The following is a 1,847-nucleotide window of genomic DNA, read 5'->3' on the forward strand; positions in this document are numbered from 1 at the left end:
ATTACGGAAAATATGTAGATAAAAAGAGAAATTAAACAAAAAACTAAAATGTATCACAAAATCAAAACGTCAAAAGATATTAAAATATGTAAAAAAAGAATGACCTTAGACAACATCTCTATTTTAAGAATGGAACTATCCTTGTTGAATAAAACTCGATATTCCGCAAACACTACCTGTAGTGTAGCCTGCTTCTTACCCAGGTTGTACTTCTTACCATAAAAAAGAGCAGTCATGAAATAACTGCTCTTTTACTTTTAACATACTTTTTTAATTTTTGTTCATAACATACTTAATCCATAATACAGTTTAACCAAATTTCATTTCAAAGTTTTTAGTTTCAAAAAATCCGGTACATCCCATGCCCTTACTATATTATTAACTTTTGTTCTCTGTCTGCTACCCCTAGACCATTGCAAACAAAGTATAAAAATTAGAACAATATCAATGAAATCCCCACCATAATACATCAGCACGCCCCCAATTTCAGCTTGTTCAGTAACTACACCAGCAGGCGGATGAGCATATATGTATTTTGATAATATCCCATGACCAGCTGATGCAATTATTAAAATAATTGATCGGTACATATAGCTATACCTATGGGATATTAAATCCACATAAATCATTGATGTGGTAAACAGATATCCTGCAATAAAAACGTGGAAATGTATGAACAAATGAAGAAGTATACTTTCGTGCATCATCGAGTATAAGCTAGTCGTATAGAGAATCCATAGTCCCCCTAAATTAAGCAAGGTTGCAATAATTGGATGAGTAAGAATTTGTAGAGGCCTACTCTTTAGTATCCTTGAAAGACGTCGTGCTGCTTTCACATTGAGCGTTCGTAAAAAAAGAGTCATTGGAGTAGCTAATGCTATAAAAATTGGAGCAAGCATCCCAAGGAGTAAATGCACGAGCATATGCACTGTGAAGTCATTATGAGCACGATGAGCTAAGGGCCCAACAACTGCTATTGCCACACAAATAAGTCCTAAAACCCAGAAGACACTTCGATATAACGGCCATCGTTTGTAATAGTGGTTTGATAAAATCGTGGCTACTATATAAATGATTAACATAATTAAAATGAATACGAATAGTAAAATATCCAGTGCATTCCATATTTCATGATGAAAATGGTTATTGTTCATTTAAGCTTTTACCTCTCAATAATCTTTCATCAGTTCTTGTCTGAAAAACTAGCAGAATGCCAATTAAAAGCATTACAGTCGCAATTATATTCCATATTACGTCGTAGATAAGAACATTATCTACGTATCGAATCTGATGTATTTTCATTAGTTTGTGTTGAATTATACCGTCATATAATTGAAATCCACCACTACCAAGCATTAATCCGCTCCACCATCTTTTCAACCAAAATGCATTTCTACGACGAAGATCAGCAACCATAAACAAGGAACCAATCGTTGCAAACCAACTAAAAGCATGAAAAAGACCATCTGAAATGAGTCCAATATCTGTTGTAGATTTATCATAGAAATGGTGCCAATGCAGCAATTGATGAAAAATAGTTTCATCTATAAAAGCTACTAACCCTAGCCCAAACAAGATACCTGACCATAGATTACGTGTCAAATAAACAGAAGAGATTAAATAGCTTGTATTATCGGTTTTGGTAACCATTAAATCCTATCCTTTCCACTAATGTATATTCTTATTTTTCCCAAAAGAAAAACGTGCTAAACATACTTAGTGTCAAAGGAAAATAACATTCAATTAGATGTATCATATAAATACTTATTCTCAAGCATATTTAATATTTGATTAAAACTCGCTAAAAAAGCTTTAAGGGGTTCACCATTCTAAAATAGCGCTAGTAT

Annotated in this window: 2 protein-coding genes; both read right to left on the bottom strand. The window is 33.0% G+C overall.

Annotated features, from left to right (window positions below; all coding sequences use genetic code 11):
* Positions 1 to 320 precede the first annotated feature (320 nt).
* Positions 321 to 1,154: a cytochrome c oxidase assembly protein gene (locus KI369_RS26840; protein ID WP_212958580.1), complete on the bottom strand. Its 834-nt coding sequence runs from the start codon at positions 1,152 to 1,154 to the stop codon at positions 321 to 323.
* Positions 1,144 to 1,650 (bottom strand): DUF2243 domain-containing protein, encoded by a 507-nt coding sequence (locus KI369_RS26845; RefSeq protein ID WP_212958582.1) that lies wholly within the window; start codon positions 1,648 to 1,650, stop codon positions 1,144 to 1,146. The genes KI369_RS26840 and KI369_RS26845 overlap by 11 nt, the downstream gene beginning before the upstream one ends.
* Positions 1,651 to 1,847: the final 197 nt, after the last annotated feature.

Source organism: Bacillus sanguinis, assembly GCF_018332475.1.
GTDB lineage: Bacteria > Bacillota > Bacilli > Bacillales > Bacillaceae_G > Bacillus_A > Bacillus_A sanguinis.